Here is a 21,262-nt window from a genome sequence, read left to right as displayed (position 1 = left end):
TTTATGACCCACCCCGATCAGACCCTCGCCGCCAGTACGCAACGGACACCTTCGGTGCGCTGGGTGCTCGCCAGCCTGTCGTTGTCGATGTTGCTGTCGTCGCTGGGCACCAGCATCGCCAATGTCGGCTTGCCGGCGTTGGCGCAGGTGTTCGGCGCATCCTATCAGGCAGTGCAGTGGATCGTCCTCGCCTACCTGCTCGCCATTACCACGTTGATTGTCAGCGTCGGGCGGCTCGGTGACCTCATCGGCCGTCGCCGGTTGCTGTTGGCCGGCATCGCAGTGTTCACGCTGGCTTCTGCCCTGTGCGGCCTGGCGCCGTCGCTTTGGTTGTTGATTGCTGCCCGGGCCGCACAGGGTCTTGGCGCGGCGATCATGATGGCGCTGACCATGGCGTTTATCGGTGAGGTGGTGCCGAAGGCTCGGACCGGTAGCGCCATGGGCTTGCTGGGGACGATGTCGGCGATGGGTACCGCGCTCGGTCCATCCCTTGGCGGCGTGCTGATTGCCGGCCTCGGCTGGCAGGCGATTTTTCTCATCAATGTGCCGCTGGGAATTCTGACGTTCTCGCTCGCCTGGCTGTACCTGCCAGCGGATCGTCGAGAGCCGAAGCGTGGCGGTTTCGATCCTTTGGGCACGCTGCTGCTGGCGTTGACGCTTGCGGCCTATGCCCTCGCCATGACCCTGGGCCAGGGCAGTTTTGGTGTGCTCAATGTGGCGCTGTTATTCGTGGCTACGTTGGGCGCCGGAGTCTTTGTGTTCGTCGAGTCGACGGTGATCTCGCCGTTGATCCGCCTGGCAATGTTCCGCGATCTTTCGTTGAGCGGGAGCCTCGCCACCAACGTGTTCGTTTCGACGGTGATGATGGCGACGCTGGTGGTCGGGCCGTTCTACCTTGCTCGCGGGCTCGGACTCAACCTGGCTGTTGTCGGTGTAGTGATGTCGATCGGCCCGATCATTTCCGCGTTGAGCGGCTTTCCGGCGGGGCGGGTGGTTGACCGTATTGGCGCGCCGGTCACGGTCATCGTCGGACTGATCTTGATGGCGACAGGTTCGATTGCGCTGTCCGTGCTCCCGGCGATATTTGGCCTGGCGGGTTATGTGGCGGCCATCGCCATCCTGACCCCGGGTTATCAACTGTTCCAGGCGGCGAACAATACGGTGGTGATGTTGGACGTGCCGTCGGACCGGCGCGGCGTGATGTCCGGTTTGCTCAGCCTGTCGCGCAACCTCGGGCTGATCACCGGTGCCTCCGTTATCGGGGCGGTGTTTGCGTTCGCCTCGGCGACGACCGACCTGACAACGGCGGCCCCCGAAGCAGTCGCTACCGGTCTGCGGATTACGTTTGCGGTGGCCGCCGCGCTGATCGTCGCCGCGCTCGTCATCGCGTTGGCCAGTCGTGGGCGCCGGATTTGATCACGCTTCAGCCCCAGGTTTTGCCGAGCGCATCCAACCCGGCGTTTTGCAGATCCTGCGGGCTCATGGCGATACGGAATTTGCAGTTGGCCTGGAAGTTGAGAAAAAACGGTTCGGAAAAACGCGGGATTTCAGAAGCGTCCTGCACGTCGATCAGTAAAATCCCGCCGCGCATGCCGTCCTGCTCAGTGAAGTAAACCGTCTCGGGTTTCAGGCTTTCCAGCACGCGTCCGATGATTTCACCGACTTTGCCGGCGCGCACCAGGGTGTTGAAGGGTTCGTGTGGGAACTCGACCGTCATTAGCATTTTCATGTTTGGATTCTCGGTTGAAGTGGCTGCTCCTTATCAAGATCCCAGCTCCGGTTTGCTCTGTGTCGTTAAGGATAGTTAAGCCGGGGTGCGCCCTTGGGCAGGGTTACGGACGGTCATCCTACGGCTCGCTCCGATTGACGATTATTTTGTTGTGCGATACAACTAAATGATCGTTTCCCGAGAGGTGCGCGCCGTGACCGATTCCAATCTGATCCACCACGTTCGCTCGGCGTCGCGCCTGATGGTGCGGGAGTTGGGTTTTATGCAGGCGACCTTGGCGGCGACGGACTATCCGCCGTCATCCGTGCACACCATCGTGGAATTGGGCAACCGTGACTCGCTGACGGCGGTGGAATTGGTGGCGCTGCTCGGCCTGGAAAAATCCAGTGTCAGCCGCATGGTGCGCAAGCTCATCGAGGCCGGTGAGATCGAAGAAGTGCCGAACGAGCAGGACGCGCGCTCGAAAAAACTGCAGCTCACGGAACAGGGCCGGCAGACCTTGCACGCGGTGGATACCTTCGCCAACCAACGGGTCGGGGCCGCCATGAGGCACTTGAGCCAGGCGCAACAACAAACGGTGAGTGAAGGTCTGGGCCATTACGCCGTGGCCCTGCAATCCCAGCGACTCGGCACCGAACCGCCCACGGCGCCGTTACAGATTGCTCGGGGTTACCGCCCCGGCATCATCGGCCGCATCGTCGAAATGCATGCTTGTTACTACGCCAGACACGCGAACTTCGGTCAGCCGTTCGAAAGCCTGGTCGCTTCCGATATGGCCGAGCTGATGGGGCGTCTGCACAATCCGCGCAACGAGGTGTGGGTGGCACTGGACGGCGAGCGCATCGTCGGTTCGATTGCGATCGATGGCGAAGGCGAGGAGGGCGGCGCGGTGCTCCGCTGTTTCATTCTGGATGACAGTGCGCGGGGCAAAGGCGTCGGGAAGCGCTTGTTGGCTGAAGCCATCCGGTTCTGTGACGAATGGGGTTTTACGGCAACGCGGCTGTGGACGTTCAAGGGCCTGGATGCGGCGCGCAAGCTGTATGAAGACGTGGGGTTCACGTTACAGCAGGAGCAAGCAGGGGAGCACTGGGGTGGGCGGATTATCGGGCAATGGTTTGTTCGACCTGGGCTCGGTGACTCGTCAGCTTAATCCGATGGCCAATCAGCTTGGCGGGGTCGGTCAGTAGTCGGATCTGTGCTTTCGGACAGATTTTTTTCGGTAATGGCCTTTTACGATCACTTGCCACTCTCTAGAATCCGCCGCAGTTCTCCGCGATGGAGGCGCTATGCCATCAATTAAGGAAGTTGTCATGCAAATCGGAAAAATTCTGGGGCTGGCCCTGGCGCTCGGGCTGAGCGGTTGCGCAAGCTTTACCCAGGACGAAGTGGCCCCGGTGAACCTGCCGTCCATGTCCAGTTATTCGAACAAGCCAAATGTCTACGTCGATTTCGACTTCTACCAGGGCACACTGAAAAGCTCTACAGCGGTTGAAATTCCCCAGGCTCGCGACATGCTCAAGCCGCAGCTGCAAAAAGTGCTGAGTGATTCCGGGCTGTTTGGCCGGGTGACCCTCGATGAGTTCCAGAAGCAGCCCGGTGATTACAACCTGCGCCTCAAGGTTTACAACCATCCACCGGGTGGGGGGCAGATGGTCATGGCCTTTATCAGCGGGTTGACCATGACCATCATCCCGGCGCTGGCGACTGATCAGTATTCCATGAGCCTCGAGACGCTTGACCCCCAGGGGCAGGCCGTCACCAGCGGGACCAACCATGACTCGGTCAACACTTGGATGGGCATCTGGTTTGTGCCCTTGATGAGCAATACCCCGAAAGAGGCGGTGACTGATACGTTCAGCCGTCAGGTCAACGCGTTGCTCAAGCAAATGGTCGACAGCAAAAGCTTGAAGTACTCGGCGCTGGATGCCGGCGTGCCTCGGGCCTAATGTAAAAAGAGCCGCAATCGCGGCTCTTTTTTTGCCCTTACTTCAGGGCCTGGATGAATTGCGGATCGCTGTACAACGTCTTCAGCAAATCACGCACCATCGGATTGTAGGAATAGGCGGCCCGGGGAATCGCAATGGCGCCGAAGAAACTGCTGTCCCACTGGCTGCTCACGTCCTTGGTGGCGTCGTACACCACGTCATTGCCCTTGAGCAGGGTAAAGCGCGCAGCGAGTTGACCGGTACCGGTGCCCATGCCCGCTGTCAGCTCATTCTTCACCAGCAATACATTCAAGTGCCGCTGTGCTTGCGGATCCAGCAAACCCGCCCGGCGCAACTCTTCGTTGATGGCGTCCTGGATATGCAAAGGGATGCTGCCACTCGGCGAGCTGATCGGATTGGCTCGAACAGTCAGCGAGCCTTGACCCGCATCTGCCTTGACCTCGGCATTGCTGATCGATTGCAGCGGTGGCGTTTGCTTGAGCTGCTGGACGTTCTCATAGTTCGGTTCATAGCGGGTCATGGTGACGCCGCAACCTTGCAACAACAGGGCGAACAACGGGACGAGCAGAAGGGATTTTTTCACGGCATTTCCTTGCGTGAGTTTCGGGGGCGGGATTATCGGCTGATGGCCGATAGCCATCAATCTGATATTGAGAATAATGCCGATTTTTTTCTGTGCAGTAGTACGAAAAAAGCCCGGGAGCAAACACTCCCGGGCGTGTTGATGCAGTGGACTCAGCGACGATCCAGCCACACCGTCTGGGCGTTGCAGAATTCCCGCACGCCGAAATGCGACAGCTCACGGCCAAAACCGCTTTTCTTCACGCCGCCGAAGGTGACGCGTGGGTCGCTGGCGCAGTAGCCATTGATGAACACGCCGCCGGTTTCCAGCTCGTCGGCCATTTGCTTGGCCAGTTCGAGATTGCGCGTGTAGATAGTCGACGCCAATCCGAACTCACTGTCATTGGCCAATGCCAAGGCATGTTCGGCATTTCGCGCGGTAATGATCGAGGCGACCGGGCCAAACAGCTCCTGTTTGAACGAGGTCATCTGGTCGGTGACATCACCGAACACGGTAGGCTCATAAAAGTTGCCAGGGCCTTCAGCCTTCTGGCCACCCAGCAGCAAGGTCGCGCCTTCTTCCAGGGTGTCGCGGACCTGCTGGTCCAGTTCATCACGCAGATCAAAACGGGCCATGGGGCCGATGTAAGTGTCGCTGGACTGCGGATCACCGACCACCAGTTGGCGCGTCGCCTCGACAAACTTGCGGGTGAATTCCTCGACAATGCCTTGTTCGACAATCAGGCGCTTGGCCGCCGCGCAGACTTGCCCGGTGTTCTGGTAACGGCCAATCACTGCGGCTTTGACGGCGTCGTCCAGGTCGGCATCGTTGAGCACAATGAACGGATCGGAACCGCCCAATTCCAGCACGCACTTCTTCAGGGCGGCACCGGCCTGAGCGCCGATGGCCATGCCGGCGCGCACGCTGCCGGTGAGGGTTACGGCGGCGATGCGTGGATCTTTGATCGCGGTGGAAACCCCCTCCGGCGTGACGTTGATGACTTCAAACACACCGTCGGCAAAACCGGCGCGTTGGAAAGCGTCTCGCAGCAGATAAGCGCTGCCCATCACGTTTGGCGCGTGTTTCAGCACGTAGGTGTTGCCGGCGATCAACGCTGGAACGGCACCCCGCAGCACTTGCCAGATCGGGAAGTTCCACGGCATCACGGCGAGGATCGGCCCCAGCGGACGGTACTCAATGCGTGCCTTGCCACCTTCAACCAGTGTCGGCTCGGCGCTCAGCATGGCCGGACCGTGTTCGGCGTACCACTCGCACAGTTGCGCACATTTCTCGATTTCGCCGCGTGCCTGGGTGGTGGGCTTGCCCATTTCCAGGGTGATCATGTGCGCCAGTTTTTGTGCGTCGTCACGCAGTGCCTGAGCCAAGGCGATCAGCGATTGCGAGCGTTGTTCCAAGGGCGTCCGACGCCAGACTGCAAACCCGGCGGCGGCACGGGTGAGGGCGGCGTCCAGTGCCACGGCGGATTCGAAAGGGTAGTGACCGATCTGCTCGCCAGTGGCGGGGTTGATCGAAATCGCATGGGTGAGACTGGAAACCTGGGTCATGGCACCGTCCTGCTGGGTGGGAATGCGCTCAGGTTACGGCGGTGGTAGTTTTCTGGAAACTGAATAATACTGAGCGTATCGTTCACGTTTGGAGAATGACTTGGATCTGGTCCAGCTCGAAATTTTCAAAGCGGTTGCCGAGCACGGCAGCATCAGTGCGGCCGCCCAGCACATCCACCGGGTGCCGTCGAACCTGACAACACGGATCAAGCAACTGGAGCTGGATCTGGGGGTGGACCTGTTTATCCGCGAGAAAAGCCGCTTGCGCCTGTCGCCAGCCGGTTGGAGTTTTCTCGACTACGCCCGGCGCATCCTCGACCTGGTTCAGGAAGCCCGAGCCACGGTGGCCGGAGAAGAGCCGCAAGGGTCGTTCCCGTTGGGTTCGCTGGAGAGCACGGCGGCGGTGCGGATTCCCGAGCTGTTGGCCGCCTACAACCAAAAGCACGCCAAGGTCGAACTGGACCTGTCTACCGGACCTTCCGGGACCATGATCGACGGCGTGCTCTCGGGTCGATTGGCCGCTGCATTCGTCGATGGCCCGGTGCTGCACCCGGCGCTGGAAGGCGTGCCGGCGTTCGAGGAGGAGATGGTGGTGATCGCACCGCTCAACCATGCGCCGATCCACCGCGCGCGGGACGTCAACGGTGAAAATATCTATGCGTTCCGCTCCAATTGTTCGTACCGCCATCACTTTGAAAGCTGGTTCACCAAGGACGCTTCGGTGCCCGGCAAGATTTTCGAGATGGAGTCCTATCACGGCATGCTCGCCTGCGTCAGCGCCGGGGCCGGCCTGGCGCTGATGCCCCGCAGCATGCTCGACAGCATGCCCGGCTGCACTACGGTGAGCATTTGGCCGCTGTCGGAATCCTTCCGCTATTTGCGCACTTGGCTGGTGTGGCGACGTGGCACGGTGTCGCAAAGCCTGACCATGTTTGTGCGTTTGCTGGAGGAGCGGGGTGTGGTCCAGGCCGTCACCTGAAAGAGATGCTGTATTGGCGATACCAATTTGCCACTACGTCCGTTAGAGTATGCGCCGCTCGGGAGACGGATCCCGGCTTTTTCTAATGGAGTTACACCGTGAATTACCTCAGTAAAGTGGTCGCCGTTTTAGTGTTCGGTCTGGTTTTGGCAGGTTGCACCGGCACCGCGATGAAGACCCAGCACTATGACAGCAGCCAATACACTGTCCTGGGCCACAGCGAAGCGACCGCCACTGGCATGCTGTTGCTGGGTTGCATCCCGATCAAACAGAACAACCGTTTTGTTCGCGCGCAAGACGCAGCGATCAAGGCCAAGGGCGGCGACGCCATGATCAACACCCAAGTGCAGGAAAACTGGTTCTGGGCCTACGTCCTGACCGGTTACACCACCAAGGTTTCGGGTGATGTGATCAAGCTGAACAACGTTCAGTAAGCACGCCGCCTCGCCGCTTGGCGAGGGTGCTTGAGACGTGAAAAAGCCCGGTTCAGCCGGGCTTTTTAGTCTGTGGCGTTTGGCGGGGCATGCCATCATGGGTCAGGATCGATTGTCCATTTTTAGGGATGTCAGAACGTGAACTGGGATGACCTGAAGGTTTTTATCTTCGTCGCCAAATCGAACAACGTGACCGAGGCGGGACATTCATTGAAAGTCTCGGCATCGACGGTGTCACGCAAGATCGCCGCGCTGGAGGCCTCGCTCAGTACCGTGTTGTTCTCGAAGACCACCAATGGTTATTTCCTCACCGAAGCCGGCAGGGCACTGCTGCCGTTGGCGCTGGAGACCGAGGAACGCTTCAAACTCATCGAAAGACAAATCTCGCAGCCAGGAGAGCGGATGGCGGGGCAGGTGCGAATCGATTGCCCGGAGCTGATGGGCACGCACTTGATCATTCCGGGGCTGGCCGAATTCCGTAATCAGTACCCCGAAATCAGCTTCGACTTCGTCAATTCGGCGGTGTCGTCAAAGCTCACGCAAAGCCACAGCGACATCATTGTCCGCTTGCGTCGACCCGAAAACGGCAACTTCACCATGCGCCGGGTCGGGACATTGATGCAGGGGCTTTTCTGCTCCGAAGGTTATGCGGCCGTCCATGGCGTGCCGACGGAACCCGCCGAGTTGAAGCACCACCACCTGATCGGCTGGACCGAGGACATGGCCTATATGCCGCTCGCTCAATGGTTGAATGAAGTGAGCGGTGAACAGAAGCCGTGGATGCGCGTCTCCAACCTCAATGCCCAGCTCAAAGCGGTGGAAGCCAACCTCGGCATCGCCGCGTTGCCGGCGTATGTCGGGCAGCAGTCGGGGTTGCTGCCGGTGCTGGCCGACCGGCCGGCGCATCGCTCCGATATCTGGTTGCTGCGCAATCAGGCGACGCAAGGCGTCGGCCGGGTGGATCGGGTGCTGGATTTCCTGACAGGGCTGTTCCACAGCAAAACTGCGGAGATGCAGTAACGGTCGTTTCTTTGCTGGATGCTCCTTAAAACGGGCTGGTACGCAAGAATATCCAGACCGCCACCGCAATCAGCATCAGCCCAAATACCGCGTTCTGGAACACCAGCAGCCTGGGCCGTGCCCGGATCAGTTTCTGCACGGTCGAACCCATCGAGACCCAGATGATGTGGGAGAAAAAATTCAGCGCAATCAGCGCCGCGCTCAGGATCAGCACGACGCTGCTGCTGGTGTCGCCGGCGGGCAAGAACGTGGAGAACATCACTAGCAACATCACGATCCCCTGCACGTTGCCCAGTTGCATCACGATGCCGTCACGAAATTGCAGGTGCATGACCTTGTCGCCGGGGGCCTTCAAGGGATGAAGCAGCAGCCGCAGACCGAGCCACAAGATGTAGAGGCTGCCGAGCATTTGCAGGTCCCAGACCAGTGTCGGGTGGTTCATCAACGTGTGATAAAGCCCGAGCCCGACCAGCAGGGCGAGCAAGAAGTAGGTGATATCAAGCCCGACGATAAACCGCGCCGAGCGCCGAACACCGCTTTGCGCGCCAGACGTCGCGACCATCAGGTTGCCGGGGCCGGCACTGAGGGTCAGCGGTGCCATGGTGGACAGCCAAAGCAGCCAGTTGATGCTGAAAATGCCTTGCACGTTGTCTTCCCTGATCGCGGTGCGGACTGCACTACTTCCAGTCTAAGTCGCGGCTGTTTTCAGGGTTAGGGCGAAGAACGCCAAGCGGTATTCCAGAATTGCGGGAAGGGTGAACCAGGACTTACGTCGATCAGTTAAGAAAGCTGCGGCGAAACACACGCTCTGTGTAGCAGCTGGCGAAGCCTGCGTCCGGCTGCGAAGCAGTCGTAAACCTGAGCACACGGTCTTCCTGATTCACCGGGTCGGCTTATTTCGCGTCTGCTTCGCAGCCGGACGCAGGCTTCGCCAGCTGCTACATGAGACGGACGCAGGCTTCGGTAGCTGCTACACGAGACGGACGCAGGCTTCGGCAGCTGCTACACGAGAGACGGACGCAGGCTTCGGCAGCTGCTACAAAGGTCGCGTTACGCGCAAAGCCGGTCAGGCACGAAAAAGCCCGCACTCGGCGGGCTTTTGAATTTGAGTAGGTGGCCGGTGCTGGTCTCCGGCTTACGAGATTTATCAGGCCTCTCACAGCAACGTTTTGTGCGTTACTGCCTCACACGGCATAAGGGCTGGATCTCAGCGCGGAGATCTTTCTAACCGTGTACCCTTCGGAGCGCGCCCCACGCGTTCTCGCTATCCTCTTGCGCATCAGTCTGCGTCTTCACCTACCACTTCAGAATAGCCAAAAAGACCCAGGCCCGGGCCAGTCTTTTTAGATCGATTGTGCCCAAGCAAAAGCGTCGCAGGACGGAAAAACGCTATCGGCATTTGCGACCTCGCATTTAGTTGAAGTAGTATACGTTTCATATGCATTTCATATCGGATGGATTTGTGGGAATCGTAAAAATTTCAGAAGACATGCACGAGAATCTGCGCGTCGCCAGTAATGCGCTGAGCCGCTCGATCAACGCTCAGGCCGAACACTGGATGCGCATCGGCATGCTCGCCGAATTACACCCCGACCTGGATCACAACGCGATCTGCCGTTTGCTGATCCGTGCCGAACAGGCCGGCGGCCTCGACTTGCAACAGGTCTGCGCACTCGCCGAAGCGTCGCCAGCCGTCGCAGGAGTCGCGCAATGAACCGTGCAGTGAAGGCCAACGTCCCGATCAATTCCCCGGCACAAATCGCCCAGTCCGGTGTGGCTGGCAAACTCGCGGCCGACGTGCTGGCGATGATCACGCCGCACATCAAGGCCGGGGTCACCACCGACGACATCGATCGTATGTGTCACGACTACATCGTCAACGTGCAGAAAGCCATTCCCGGCAATGTCGGCTATCACGGTTTTCCGAAAACCGTATGTGCGTCGGTCAACGAAGTGGTCTGTCACGGCATCCCTTCGCCCCAGGTGCTGAAGGACGGCGACATCGTCAACATCGACATTGCCGTGGTCAAGGATGGCTGGTACGGCGACACCAGCCGCATGTACTTCGTCGGCGAACCGAGCCCGGAGGCGCGGCGCCTGGTGCAGACCACCTATGAAGCGATGTGCGCCGCTATCCGCCTCGTGCGCCCCGGCGCAACCCTGGGCGACATTGGCCACGCGATCCAGAGCGTCGCCGAGCGCGACGGTTATAGCGTGGTCCGCGAGTACTGCGGGCATGGCATCGGCAAGGTTTATCACGACGAACCGCAGGTCTTGCATTACGGCTTTCCGGGCCAAGGGCTGAAATTGAAAACCGGGATGATCTTTACCATCGAACCGATGCTCAACGCCGGCAAACGCCATGTGAAAACCCTGGCTGATGACTGGACCGTGGTGACCAAGGATCTGTCGCTGTCGGCTCAGTGGGAGCACATGGTGGCGGTAACTGATGACGGCTTCGAAGTGCTGACTTCTTGGCCGGATCAGGTTGAAGGCTATCCGGCGCCATAAACGACAGGCAAAAAAAAGCTGCCGGTTAAGGCAGCAATAAAAAAGCACGCGTTGTATGGCCTGAGTATTGACGTCGTCAGGTTACAGAATGATGACGCTTAATAGACTTGCGGCACGATGAGTTCCGGTGGCGTCGGGTTGCGGGAGTAATCTTCCTGCCGCACCCGTTTCGGCAGCTCGATCGTTGGCTGTTCGACCTCTTCATAGGGCATTTGCCCGAGCAGGTGGTTGATGCAGTTCAGGCGAGCCTTTTTCTTGTCGTCGGCTTGCACCACCCACCACGGCGCTTCGGCGATGTGGGTGCGTTCGAGCATGATTTCCTTGGCCTTGGTATAGGCTTCCCAGCGCCGGCGGGACTCCAGGTCCATGGGGCTGAGTTTCCATTGCTTGAGCGGGTCATGAATGCGGCTGAGAAAGCGCAGGTTCTGTTCCTGGTCAGAAATCGAGAACCAGTATTTGATCAGCTGAATGCCTGAGCGGGCGAGCATTCGCTCGAACTCCGGCACCGTGCGGAAAAATTCTTCGTACTGATCGTCATTGCAAAAACCCATGACTTTTTCGACCCCGGCGCGGTTGTACCAACTGCGGTCGAACAGCACGATTTCGCCCGCCGCCGGCAGGTGCGAGACGTAGCGCTGGAAGTACCATTGGGTCTGTTCGCGGTCATTCGGGGCGGGCAGGGCGGCGACACGGCAGACCCGGGGATTGAGCCGCTGGGTGATGCGCTTGATCACGCCACCCTTGCCGGCGGCATCGCGTCCCTCGAACAGAATCACCACTTTGGCCCCGGTCTTGACCACCCAGCTTTGCAGCTTCACCAACTCGCCTTGCAGGCGGAACAGTTCGCTGAAATAGCGCCGTCTCTCTTCCTTCTCGCTGCCGTCGTCGACGTGACCGTCGAACAGCGCATCGAGGTTGTGTCCATCCTCCAGTAATTCGAGTTCCAGCTCTTCGTCGTTGTGATCGAGCAGCTCGCGATGGATCCGCTGCATCAAGGTGTCGTTGTTGGCAAGCATGGTCGGAGGCTCCCGTGGAAGGTGGCCTGACGATGGTATTCCGGGAGATATGACGAAGTAGTGACGAAAAGGCTGTAGGACATGGCTTGGTCGCTGTCATCTTCGTGTCACCTAAGTCATGGCAAGCTCTTCACAAACCGTCTTTATGGCCCCGTCTGCGGGCCGATGAATCTGCCAGGAATCCCTACCATGAAAGGTGACGCCTCTCTGTTTGCGGCCATTGACCTGGGGTCGAATGCGTTTCGCATGATGATCGGCCAGTCGGTCAGACGGAACCAGCAATGGGCGATCCAGGAAGTGAAAACCCTGCGTGAGCCGGTGCGTCTGGCCGAGGGATTCCAGGGTGGGGCACTCGATGAGTTAGCGCTGGACCGCGGCTGGCAGGCGCTGGCGCGATTTGGCAAAAAACTGCGGGGGTTTGAGTCGTGTCGGGTGCGGGCCGTGGCCACCAGCGCGGTGCGTGAAGCCGACAACGCGCAGCTGTTTCTGGCCAGCGCCGAGCGGCATCTGGGGTTTCGGATTGACGTGATCTCCGGGCAGGAAGAGGCGCAACTGGTGTACGCCGGTGTGGCGCATACGTTACCGGGTGCAGAGAGTCAGCGTCTGGTGGTGGACATCGGCGGCGGCTCCACCGAATTGATTCTGGGACGGGGCACTCAGGCGCTGGTGACAGAAAGTATCGCCATCGGCAGCGGCACCTTCGGCTCGCGCTACTTTCATGGCGGCCGCATCACCGCTCAGGCGCTGCTGGAGGCCGAGCGCGTGGCCTCGCTGCAGTTTGAAAAAGTCGCCCGGCGTTATCGAGCCCTGGGGTGGCAGCAGACCATCGGCTCGTCCGGCACCGCACGGATGCTGGCCAAAGTGCTCAAGGCCAACGGCTTGAACGACGATGACCAGAGCGGCATCACCTACGGCGGGTTGCTGCGCCTGTCATTGCGTCTGCTCGAAGTCGGGCATGTCAAACAACTCAAGCTGGCCGGGCTGCAACCCCATCGTCTGAGCATCTTGCCCGGCGGCCTGGTGGTCATGCTGGCGGCGTTCAAGGTGTTTGGCATCTCGCACATGACACCGTCCGAGCCGGGGTTACGGTTTGGGGTGATGCATGGGTTGATGAGTCAGCGTTGATCACGCCGAGCGAATCGAACCCATGTTGGAGCGTGCTGCGTAGTCCGTTCGGGTGTTGCCCAGGCGGTCGCGGAAGGTGAAGTGACTGAGGATCACGCACAGCGCGAGGCCAAGCATATCGGCGACAAAGTTCTGGTAGGCGGCGCTGAACGGGATGCCGTTTTCTCGCGGATCAACGTACATCTCGTTATACGCTGAGAGGAACAACACGATGATCAAGCCACCCCAGGGACTCCACGGGAAGCCTGCTTTCAGCGCGTGAAAATTCTCTCGCAGGGACTGCTTGAAAAACCTCGACGGAATCGTCACGTAGCCCAACGACAGCGCGGCGCAGAAGCCGTACAGGAAATGGCAGAAGTTGTAGCTCCAGACGATGATGTTGAACGCGTTGAGCTGTACCAGCCAGAAGGTGAAGAAGATCGCCAGGCACAGCAGAAACGGGGTGTGGGTCGAGCGTTGGGTGAGCAGCATTGAAGCTTCCTTGAAGGGGGATTGATCCTTTGGGGTAATGCTACCGGAGTCTTGATTGATTTATCGCGGCTAAATAGAGCGGGTGATACGCATCCACCAATTGATCCAAAGTGAACGCCAGATTTCGTCCACTCGGATTCGGCAGAATCCAAACCGCCGCGCCGCCAAATGTCTTCGGCTGCAATCCCCATGCAATGTCCCGTTGACCGGTTAACGCGCAATACGCCGCTTTGCCGAGAAACGCCACAAAGCGTGGGGCATAGCGCGTGATCTTCTGTTCGAAGTCCTTGGCGGCGGCGGTGAATTCCGCCACGGACAGTTGATCCGCCCGCGCGGTTGGGCGGTCGACCACGGCGGTTAATCCACAGTGATATTGCAAGATCGTCCGATCGTTTTCCGGGCGCACTTCCTCCGGGGTAAAACCGGCAAGATGCAAGGTGCGCCAGAAGCGATTGCCCCGGCCGGCAAAGTGATGACCCTGGGCCGCCGCCGTCATGCCCGGATTGATCCCGCAAAAAATCACCTCAAGCTGCTCGGCCAGAATGTCTTCGAGTCCCACCTTAAAAGCCCCTTATCTGCAGATGACGCTGACCGCATTACGGGCAAGTTCCGTCAACTCGGCGCGGGATTTGCCCGCTCGCGCGCGGATCGAAATGCTGTGCAGCAAAGATGACGCGAGTACGGCCAGGGCTGCCGGGTCGGCGTCGTCCTTCAACTCGCCGGCTTTGACGGCCGCTTGCAGACGCGTTTCGAGATCGGCATCGAGTCGGCTGAGTCGATCGGAAAGCACGTCGCGTATCTCCGGATCCTCGACGGCTTCGGTGGTCGCCGTGCCGATCGCAAAACAGCCACGCGGTTGGCCCTCGCCCGAGAAGTAGATCGACAACTGTCCCTCGTAAAAGCGCATCAGCGCCTCGCGCAAAGTGAGGGTGCTGTCGGTCAGCGCCTCGTGCATGGCCGCCGCCGCAAATTCCCAGTACTGCTCAAGCGCCTTGATATAGAGCGCGTGTTTGTCGCCGAACGCCGCGTAAAGGCTTGGGCGATTCATGCCAGCCGCCGTGGCGATGCTGTCCAGGGACGCGCCGGAATAGCCGGTGTTCCAGAAAACCCCAAGCGCCTGTTGCAGCGCCGTCTGCGGGTCATATGCGCGAGGGCGGCCGCGACCTTTCCCCTCTGTAATCTTTTTTTGTGCCATGTCGTACAAAACTCTTGATGGAAGATGGGTTCGCCGATATTCTTACATCATCGCACAAAATAAAGGAACCAAAAATTCCTTGGCTTGAAGGTTTGTTGTGGCCGAACTCGAACGGGGTATTGCGGCGACGAAACAGGTGCGGCGGAGCGATCCTCCCAACCGCGCACGGTATGGCTGTTTTTTGTGGATGTAGTCCCCAATTTCCCGGTTATAGGTGCATTCGATCATGACTAAACAGTTCGACATCTCAGCGACACAGGCCATCGAGCATCCAGGACCGATCCAGGCCGACTCGCCCATCAAGAAACCGCTCAAGGAGAAATTGCGGCCTCTGCTGATGGTGGGTTTTCCCGTGCTCTTCGCCGCAGTCGGCTATGCCCACTACGTAGCGGGCGAGCCCTTTGTTTCGACCGATAACGCTTATGCCCGAGTGGCCAAAGCCTCGATCAACGCGCGGATTTCCGGGCAAGTCGTGGAAATCGCGGTTGAGGATAATCAGCCGGTTCACAAGGGCCAGGTGCTGTTTCGGATTGACCCGAAACCGCTGCAGATCGCGGTTGATCGGGCGCAAGCACAGCTCAGCGTCGCACGGTTGCGCATCGATGGACTCAAGGCCAGTTACCGCCAGCAACAGGCTGAACTGCAATCGGCCAAAGAGTCAGCGGATTTCGACCAAAAGGAATTTGCGCGCAAAAAGGCGCTGGTCGCGACCGAGTTCGTCTCCCGCGCCATTTACGAACGTGCCGACACCGACTTGAAAGTGTCCCGGCAACGCATCGCGTCGGTCGAACAGCAGCTCGCCAGCACCGTCGTTGCCTTGAACGGTGATCCCAACATCGCGGCCGATAATCATCCGTCGGTGCGTGAAGCCAAGGCTCAGCTCGACGAGGCGCAGCTCTACCTTTCCTACGCGACGGTGTATGCGCCGGACGACGGCATCGTCGCCAAGGTCGACGATTTGCAGGTCGGCAACTACGTGAACAACGGCGCGCCAGCCTTTGCGCTGCTGTCCGATCGCCAGGTCTGGGTCGAGGCCAACTTCCGCGAAACGGAGGTGACGCACATGCGCCCAGGCCAGGAAGCGACGATCCGCATCGACACCTATCCGGATCACGTATTCAAAGCCCACGTGACCAGCATGAGCCCCGGCGCCGGTGCGGACTTCGCCTTGCTGCCGCCGGAAAACGCGACTGGCAACTGGGTCAAGGTGGTCCAGCGGGTACCGGTGCGACTGGAACTCGATGAGGCGGATCCGGCGCTGCCGTTGTTCTCGGGCACCAGCGCCACGGTCAAGGTTGATACCGGGTTTCGCACGCCCTGGTGGCGCCCGTTCAAATCGCTGCTGACCGCGGGGTAACTTCTGATGAATACGGGAACATTAAGGTTCGCGGCGCTGCTCGCGACCTACATGCAGTCGGCGAACCTGCCGCTGCCGAACTCGGCATTGCGGTTTATCCAGGGCAGCCTGTCGATGACCGACGACCAAGCGGGCTGGATATTCACCGCGTACCTCGCCGCCAGCGCCATCACCCTGCCGGTTGCGCAGTGGCTCGCCGGGCGTTTTGGCTTGAAGTTTGTGTACCAAGCCGCGCTGGCGACCTTCGTCCTCGGCTTGCTGCTCGCCACGGTTGCAACGACCCCGCTGGAATTCGTCGGCGCGCGGATTGTTCAAGGCATCGCGAGCGGCATGCTGGCGCCGCTGTCGATGGCGATCGCCATGGAAACATTGCCAGCGGCGCGGCGGGCGAAATTTGGCTCGGTGTTCACCGCCATTGTGCTGTTGGGCATTGCCAGTGGCCCGAGTATCGGCGGTTGGCTCAGTGAACATTACGGCTGGCGCTCGATGTTCTACGTCAGCGTTCCGATCTCGGCGTTTATCTACCTGGTGGTCACGCTGCTGCTGGCCGAGAAGAAAGCCGAGCAGCGTCCAGCGTTTGACTTCTTCGGCGTCGGCACCTTCACGCTGGGCATGATCGGCCTGCAAATGTTCCTCGACCGCGGTGAACGCCTGGACTGGTTTGCTTCGCCCGAGATCTGGCTGGAAGCGCTGGCCGCTGCCCTCGGGTTGTACCTGTTCGTGGTGCACGTGCTGACCGCGAAGGTGCATTTCCTCAACAAGGGGTTGTTCCGGGATCGCAACTTCGTGTTCTCGACGATCATCTTTTTCGCCCTCGGTTTCGTGCTGCTGTCGACCATGGCACTGACGTCGCCGATGCTCGACGAGATTCTCGGCTATCCACCGGTCTTGACGGGCTGCATGACGATACCGCGAGGGGTGGGACTGGTCGGAGCATTCCTGCTGATGGGCCGTGTTCCCGCTCGTCTCGACCAACGATTTTTCGTGGCGGCGGGCATCGCGCTGGTGGTGTATGGCAACTGGCTGATGCTCGGCTATTCGCCGTTGATGGACTGGCCGCCGGTGGCGATTGCCGGCGCCATTCAGGGTGTCGGCCTCGGTGTACTGATGCCGGCGATCAGCAAGGTGGCGTTCAACACACTCGACCCCAAGCTCCGTCCGGAAGGCACCGGTTTTTTCAATCTGGCCCGGGTCTACGGCAGCACGATTGGTGTGGCGGTGGTGCAGACGTTCTTCTTCAACAACACCCAGGCGATGCACATGGCGCTGGTCAGCAACGTGACGCCTTATCGGGCCGGTGCGCAGGCGATATCCCTGCAAGCACTGGGCGGGCTCAACGAAATGATCACCGGCCAGGCGGCTTTTATCGCCGTTATCGACCAGTTCAAGATTTTGATGGTGGCCATGCTGGTGGTGAGCCCGCTGGTTTTGTTTCTTCGCAAACCCGTTCCGACCCTCTAATTTGTCGTGGAGTCTGCCAAATGAAATCTCAAACGCTTGTCATCAACAGACATCAGCTTCCAAGGATGGTCGGTGCGATGTCGTTCCTGGTATTCCTGTCCGCTTGTACCGTCGGCCCGGACTTTCAAACCCCTGCGGCGAGCGAGTCGCAGCACTATGACCAACAGGCCGAGCAGCGTCTTGCCCAGCAGATTGTCCTGGGCAAAAAGGTCGACGGTGATTGGTGGTCGGCCTTCCGTTCGCCGAAGCTCGATGCACTCGTACGTCGCGCCATCGACGGCAATCTTGAACTGGTGGCGGCAGACGCCACCATCCGACAGGCAGCTTCCTCGGTCGCGGCGGCGGAGGGTGCCCTGTATCCGCAAGTCGATTTCGGTGCTCAGGCTGGTCGCCAACGGACCCACAACGCGCCCGAGGCCTCGGTTTCCAATTTCTACGCGATCGGGCCGCGGGTCGGCTTTGACCTTGACGCTTTTGGCGGTAACAAGCGCCTGGTTGAACAGCAGCAAGCGTTTACCGATCTGCAGAAGCATCTCTACGAAGCGGCGTACCTGACTCTGACCGGCGATGTCGCCAGTCAGGCGTTGTTGCTCGCGTCTGCCAACGCGCAGATGCAAGCCGTCGAAACGCTGCTGGCCAATGACGCGAAGAACCTCGAACTCGTGCGCAGGGCACACGCCAGTGGCGCCACCACGCAGATCGACGTGTCGCTGGCCGAGACACGCCTCGCCCAGGACCGCACGCTGTTGCCGCCCCTCGCGCAGCAGCGTGATTCGGCGCGTCACGCGCTGTCAATCCTGACCGGCAAAGGCCCCGGTGACTGGATCGCACCTGAGTTTGAACTGGCCGAGTTTGCCTTGCCGTCCAACGTGCCGGTGAGTTTGCCCTCGGAGATGGCCCACGACCGCCCGGATGTCCGGCAGGCCGAAGCTGAGCTGCACATGGCCAGCGCTGCCGTCGGCGTCGCGACTGCCAATCTCTATCCGCATATCGAGCTTTCCGCCTCGCTGGCACAAGCGGCATCCGGCAATGGCGGCGCCGCACTGTGGGGCTTCGCCGCCGGGCTGACGGCGCCGATCTTCAATGGCGGCACGCTCAAGGCTGAACGTCAGGCCGCTGTCGACGGCTACCAGGCTTCTCTCGCGGGCTATCAACAGACGGTCATCAAGTCGTTCGGTCAGGTCGCCGACACGCTGCAGGCCATCAACCACGACGCCGAGCAAAACCTCGCGCAGGAAGATGCTCTACGTGCGGCCGACACGAGTTTTCGCTTGAACCAGCAAGCCTACGCCCAAGGCGAGAACAGCATCCTGCAAGTGCTGGAGGCGGAGCGCGCCTACGAACAGGCCTTGCTGGGGCAAATCAGAGTGAAGACGGCGCAGTACCTCGACACCGTGCGGCTGTATATGGCGCTCGGCGGTAATTCCGTGGGTGTGTTTGAGCAGAAAGTGGCGTCTCGCGAAGTACAGAAACGTTCGTATCAATAGCGGCTGCGGCCCAGTTAGTGGAGTAAAGACATGTCATTTTATGAAGCTTTTCACGATGAACTTCGCGATACCCGATTCCCTCTGAATCACGGTTCGGGCCAGATGCCAGCCGTTGGATTCGGTACGTTATTTCGAGATCTCAGCGTCACGACGCAAGCCGTCAAGGATGCGCTGGACGCCGGGTTTCGCCACTTCGATTGTGCGGAACGTTATCGCAACGAGGACTTGGTTGGCGTTGCGTTAAAGGAAGTGTTGGCGGCCGGTAAGATCCGGCGCGAGGACGTGTTCATCACCACGAAATTGTGGAACACCAACCATCGTCCCGAGCGCGTCGAGCCTGCTTTCGAAGCCAGTTGCCGGCGGCTTCAAGTGGACTATATCGATTGCTATCTGATTCATACGCCGTTTGCCTTTCAGCCTGGCGATAACCAGGATCCGAGAGACGCGTTGGGGCATGTTATCTACGATTCGGGCGTGACGTTAATCGAGACTTGGCGGGCACTTGAACACTTGGTGGATGAAGGCCGATGCAAATCCATCGGCTTGTCTGATATCACGTTGCAGGCGTTAAAAGAGATCGTGGCGGTAGCCCGGATAAAACCCGCCGTCGTGCAGGTTGAGTCCCATCCTTATTTGCCAGAGTGGGAACTACTGGAGTTTTGTCAGCAGCATGGAATCATCGTCCTGGCCTTTGCGCCGCTGGGGCATGGCATGGAACCGAAAGTTCTGGAAGACTCGGTGATTACCGGGATCGCCCAGCGTCTGCAAAAGACCCCGGCGCAAGTGGCGTTGGCCTGGTCGGTACAGCGGGGCGTGGCATTCCTGACGACGTCTGCAACACCTAGCCATATCCAGGAGAACATTGATATTGCTACCTTGCCGCAAAGAGCGATGCGGGAAATCAAGGAAGAGATCACCACCCGAGTACGATTCAACTCGGTGGTGGAAACCGGTGTTCCAGGATTTATTCCGCGCAAGAAGTAGCGCAGAACCTGTGGGAGCGAGCTTGCTCGCGATGGCGTACTGGCAGACGACACATGTGTTGAATGAAAGTCCGCTATCGCGAGCAAGCTCGCTCCCACAGTGACCCCCTTTTATCCGTCGTATCTGAGGTGCCATTGATGGATGTTTTCCAGACCATGCGTTTTTTTATCGCTGTCGCTCAAAGCGGGAGCTTCACCGCCGCCGCCGAGTTACTGGACACCACCACTACCAACGTTTCCAAAGCCGTCTCCAGCCTGGAGGCCCGGCTGCAAACCCGCCTGATCAACCGCACCACCCGACGCCTGGCATTGACCGAAGCCGGAACGCGCTATTTACAGCGCTGCGAGAAAATCCTCGACGAGGTGCGTGAGGCGGATGAGGAGGCGGGGACAGCACAGGTCATGCCCGTTGGCAGGCTGAAGATTCACGCGATGGCCGCCATCGGCAATCATTACGTGATCGATGCCATTGCCCAATATCGGGAGACGCAGCCCTCGGTCATGTTTGATTTGACCCTGACCAATCGGCTGCCTGACTTGCTGGAGGAGGGCTATGACATGTCGATTGTGCTGGCGCGGGATCTGCCCGATTCGGGGTTTGTCGCCCAGCGGCTCGGCATCACCTACAGCATCCTTTGCGCTTCGCCCGCGTACCTGAAGAAACGCGGCATTCCCGATTCGCCGGGCGCTCTGTCTGCACATGATTGTTTGAAGATTGTTAACACGGTCATGCCCGCGGAACACTGGGCATTCGAGGGGCCGGACGGCGCAGAGACGGTGACGGTGCCGTTGTCGCCGTTTCATGTAAACACCGCTGACGCCATGACCGTCGCCCTGCTGAGCGGGATGGGCATTGGTATCCAGCCGATCGCTTCGGCGGTTGACGGCTTGAAAGCGGGCACGTTGGTGCGTGTACTGCCCGAATACCATCTTGAAGAATTGAATATGTTTGCCATCTACCCGTCACGAAAGTTCGTGGACGCAAAAATAAAGACCTGGGTGGAATTTCTTAAAACGTACATTCCAGGCTTGTTGGCTACCGATGAAAAAATAGTAAGTTCAGCGAAGTAGCGTGACCGCAGGTATGGAGTGTCGACCCTCCATCGTCTGCACGGTACTCAACCGTTTGAACAGCCGCTACCCATCACTTGATACTGCATGACGTGGCGTTGACCCTGGGAGTCTTCATAGGTCATTTGCGCCGGGACCGGGCCACACTGATCGCCAGTATCGCTAATCGAAATGACTTTCTGGATGTCGGGTTTCATGCCGTAGGCATAACTTACAACCGGTGGTTGGCTGGTCGCCTTAGTTGAATCAGCCTCGTCTGCAAATGCGTGCGCGCCGACACCGAAAAGAGCAAAAAACAGCGCAATGCCTGAAAGTTTCATGATGTTCACCGTCTCGTTCAAGGTTAGTTG

The 21,262-nt window shown here is 59.4% G+C and carries 23 protein-coding genes; 14 read left to right on the top strand and 9 right to left on the bottom strand.

Translation table 11 applies throughout. The features are described 5' to 3' along the window. Positions 1-3 precede the first annotated feature (3 nt). Positions 4-1,416: an MFS transporter gene (locus tag ACA071_RS19680; protein ID WP_497640702.1), complete on the top strand. Its 1,413-nt coding sequence runs from the start codon at positions 4-6 to the stop codon at positions 1,414-1,416. A gap of 7 nt (positions 1,417-1,423) precedes the next feature. Here the strand turns inward: ACA071_RS19680 and ACA071_RS19675 are convergent, their stop codons facing one another. Further along, positions 1,424-1,729, bottom strand: coding sequence for a panthothenate synthetase (locus ACA071_RS19675; protein ID WP_497640701.1), 306 nt, complete (start codon positions 1,727-1,729; stop codon positions 1,424-1,426). 241 nt (positions 1,730-1,970) lie between these two features. On the opposite strand from ACA071_RS19675, the gene ACA071_RS19670 reads away from it, so the two are divergent. Together ACA071_RS19670 and ACA071_RS19665 are read left to right on the top strand one after the other, a co-directional pair. Further along, entirely contained in the window at positions 1,971-2,879 is a 909-nt protein-coding gene (locus ACA071_RS19670; RefSeq protein ID WP_497645351.1) for a bifunctional helix-turn-helix transcriptional regulator/GNAT family N-acetyltransferase, read from the top strand. Positions 2,880-3,039: 160 nt separating this feature from the next. Further along, positions 3,040-3,675 (top strand): hypothetical protein, encoded by a 636-nt coding sequence (locus ACA071_RS19665; RefSeq protein WP_497640700.1) that lies wholly within the window; start codon positions 3,040-3,042, stop codon positions 3,673-3,675. Between the two features lie 37 nt (positions 3,676-3,712). Here ACA071_RS19665 and ACA071_RS19660 read toward each other — a convergent pair whose 3' ends face one another. Next, positions 3,713-4,258: a hypothetical protein gene (locus ACA071_RS19660; protein WP_497640699.1), complete on the bottom strand. Its 546-nt coding sequence runs from the start codon at positions 4,256-4,258 to the stop codon at positions 3,713-3,715. A 152-nt stretch (positions 4,259-4,410) separates the two neighbouring features. After that, a complete protein-coding gene (locus ACA071_RS19655) occupies positions 4,411-5,802 on the bottom strand; it encodes an aldehyde dehydrogenase family protein (RefSeq protein WP_497640698.1) in 1,392 nt (463 codons plus the stop codon). A 100-nt stretch (positions 5,803-5,902) separates the two neighbouring features. Between ACA071_RS19655 and ptrR the strand changes: the two genes are divergently transcribed. The 3 genes from ptrR (at position 5,903) to ACA071_RS19640 (ending at position 8,235) form a co-directional block, all read left to right on the top strand. Next, a complete protein-coding gene (gene ptrR, locus ACA071_RS19650; RefSeq protein ID WP_497640697.1) occupies positions 5,903-6,781 on the top strand; it encodes a putrescine utilization regulator PtrR in 879 nt (292 codons plus the stop codon). Between the two features lie 98 nt (positions 6,782-6,879). Next, positions 6,880-7,215, top strand: a complete 336-nt coding sequence (locus ACA071_RS19645; RefSeq protein ID WP_497640696.1) for a hypothetical protein — start codon at positions 6,880-6,882, stop codon at positions 7,213-7,215. Positions 7,216-7,353: 138 nt separating this feature from the next. Further along, entirely contained in the window at positions 7,354-8,235 is an 882-nt protein-coding gene (locus ACA071_RS19640; protein WP_497640695.1) for a LysR family transcriptional regulator, read from the top strand. 25 nt (positions 8,236-8,260) lie between these two features. Here the strand turns inward: ACA071_RS19640 and ACA071_RS19635 are convergent, their stop codons facing one another. Then, the gene (locus ACA071_RS19635; RefSeq protein ID WP_497640694.1) at positions 8,261-8,881 is read right to left on the bottom strand and encodes a LysE family translocator; all 621 of its coding nucleotides are present in this window, start codon (positions 8,879-8,881) and stop codon (positions 8,261-8,263) included. Positions 8,882-9,697: 816 nt separating this feature from the next. Here ACA071_RS19635 and ACA071_RS19630 point away from each other — a divergent pair. Further along, positions 9,698-9,949 carry a ParD-like family protein gene (locus ACA071_RS19630; RefSeq protein ID WP_497640693.1) on the top strand — a complete coding sequence of 84 codons (252 nt, stop codon included), beginning with the start codon at positions 9,698-9,700 and terminating at the stop codon, positions 9,947-9,949. Next, positions 9,946-10,746, top strand: coding sequence for a type I methionyl aminopeptidase (map, locus tag ACA071_RS19625; protein ID WP_497640692.1), 801 nt, complete (start codon positions 9,946-9,948; stop codon positions 10,744-10,746). The genes ACA071_RS19630 and map overlap by 4 nt, the downstream gene beginning before the upstream one ends. A 98-nt stretch (positions 10,747-10,844) precedes the next feature. Here the strand turns inward: map and ppk2 are convergent, their stop codons facing one another. Further along, a complete protein-coding gene (ppk2, locus tag ACA071_RS19620; RefSeq protein ID WP_497645350.1) occupies positions 10,845-11,738 on the bottom strand; it encodes a polyphosphate kinase 2 in 894 nt (297 codons plus the stop codon). A 213-nt stretch (positions 11,739-11,951) separates the two neighbouring features. On the opposite strand from ppk2, the gene ACA071_RS19615 reads away from it, so the two are divergent. Then, a complete protein-coding gene (locus ACA071_RS19615; RefSeq protein ID WP_497640691.1) occupies positions 11,952-12,887 on the top strand; it encodes a Ppx/GppA phosphatase family protein in 936 nt (311 codons plus the stop codon). Here the strand turns inward: ACA071_RS19615 and ACA071_RS19610 are convergent, their stop codons facing one another. Genes ACA071_RS19610 through ACA071_RS19600 form a run of 3 tightly spaced genes read right to left on the bottom strand, consistent with a single transcriptional unit; the run spans position 12,888 to position 14,553 of the window. Then, positions 12,888-13,358, bottom strand: a complete 471-nt coding sequence (locus tag ACA071_RS19610) for a hypothetical protein (protein WP_497640690.1) — start codon at positions 13,356-13,358, stop codon at positions 12,888-12,890. It lies immediately after the preceding gene. A 40-nt stretch (positions 13,359-13,398) separates the two neighbouring features. Continuing rightward, on the bottom strand, positions 13,399-13,917 hold the full coding sequence (mug, locus tag ACA071_RS19605) for a G/U mismatch-specific DNA glycosylase (protein ID WP_497640689.1): 519 nt from the start codon (positions 13,915-13,917) through the stop codon (positions 13,399-13,401). Positions 13,918-13,929: 12 nt separating this feature from the next. Next, positions 13,930-14,553 carry a TetR/AcrR family transcriptional regulator gene (locus ACA071_RS19600; protein WP_497640688.1) on the bottom strand — a complete coding sequence of 208 codons (624 nt, stop codon included), beginning with the start codon at positions 14,551-14,553 and terminating at the stop codon, positions 13,930-13,932. 226 nt (positions 14,554-14,779) lie between these two features. Here ACA071_RS19600 and ACA071_RS19595 point away from each other — a divergent pair, with 226 nt between their 5' ends. From ACA071_RS19595 to ACA071_RS19575, 5 genes are all read left to right on the top strand, one after another. Then, positions 14,780-15,910, top strand: a complete 1,131-nt coding sequence (locus ACA071_RS19595; protein ID WP_497640687.1) for an HlyD family secretion protein — start codon at positions 14,780-14,782, stop codon at positions 15,908-15,910. A gap of 6 nt (positions 15,911-15,916) precedes the next feature. After that, positions 15,917-17,371 (top strand): DHA2 family efflux MFS transporter permease subunit, encoded by a 1,455-nt coding sequence (locus ACA071_RS19590; RefSeq protein WP_497640686.1) that lies wholly within the window; start codon positions 15,917-15,919, stop codon positions 17,369-17,371. Between the two features lie 20 nt (positions 17,372-17,391). After that, the gene (locus ACA071_RS19585) at positions 17,392-18,858 is read left to right on the top strand and encodes an efflux transporter outer membrane subunit (protein WP_497640685.1); all 1,467 of its coding nucleotides are present in this window, start codon (positions 17,392-17,394) and stop codon (positions 18,856-18,858) included. Between the two features lie 30 nt (positions 18,859-18,888). Beyond that, on the top strand, positions 18,889-19,842 hold the full coding sequence (locus ACA071_RS19580; protein WP_497640684.1) for an aldo/keto reductase: 954 nt from the start codon (positions 18,889-18,891) through the stop codon (positions 19,840-19,842). A 137-nt stretch (positions 19,843-19,979) separates the two neighbouring features. Next, positions 19,980-20,912 carry a LysR family transcriptional regulator gene (locus ACA071_RS19575; protein WP_497640683.1) on the top strand — a complete coding sequence of 311 codons (933 nt, stop codon included), beginning with the start codon at positions 19,980-19,982 and terminating at the stop codon, positions 20,910-20,912. A gap of 47 nt (positions 20,913-20,959) precedes the next feature. Here the strand turns inward: ACA071_RS19575 and ACA071_RS19570 are convergent, their stop codons facing one another. Next, positions 20,960-21,232, bottom strand: coding sequence for a DUF2790 domain-containing protein (locus ACA071_RS19570; protein WP_497640682.1), 273 nt, complete (start codon positions 21,230-21,232; stop codon positions 20,960-20,962). Positions 21,233-21,262 lie beyond the last annotated feature (30 nt).

Source organism: Pseudomonas sp. LBUM1646, assembly GCF_059716165.1.
This window is presented reverse-complemented; position numbering and strand designations above follow the sequence as displayed.